1 pseudogene is annotated in these 675 nt (G+C 41.8%); it reads left to right on the forward strand.

Annotation, left to right across the window (positions count from 1 at the left end):
• Positions 1-268 precede the first annotated feature (268 nt).
• Positions 269-675, forward strand: a pseudogene (locus R7Q48_RS27840) (hypothetical protein); the annotation flags it as partial.

Here is a 675-nt window from a genome sequence, read left to right on the forward strand (position 1 = left end):
CTTTAGGTTTGGCAACTAACAAAGCATTCAAGAGGGATTCACAACGCTTGGCAGTTTTGGTTTGAATTGGCTTTAGTATTTACGGCACAATGGTTTAGTTTGGGTGGAATGCGTTGTTCACCCCTTAATGCGGCGTTAACTAACTCCTTCGATCCAGTTTATAAATTAAAGAGAAATGTTTATATGACATCAAAAGAACACTTTAAACCAATGCCATGCCATGCCATGCCATGCAGACCACCTAAAAAGGCTTTCGAATCCATACGGGATGAAATGTAAACTACTGCTAGATGACTTTGAGCTTTACTCTAAAATCGGGAAAGTCGATTTATATCGCGTGAGTCTTGCAGGCCTTTATCTAACCAGTAGTTTATACCACAAGGCTGGAGACATAGAATCCAGTCTTAGAGCAATGGATATGCATCAGTACTTTGATATTAAATTAGTGCAGTCACAGCTATTGAGTAATGGTGAGACGATTTCGGTGGTGCTCCCCAAAGCGGAGGTGACTCTAGTAGCAAAGAAAGAGGAATACAATGCTCTCGATGGCGCGCGATATTTGACCTATTTAAGTTGGCTATCTTTATTCTGTGAGCAAGTGAGTGACATCGAGTACCTTGCCAACTTAGCCGACCACCCAAACACTGAGTGGTATAATGTTCGGTCTCGTACCTT

Source organism: Vibrio sp. 378 (genome assembly GCF_033339435.1).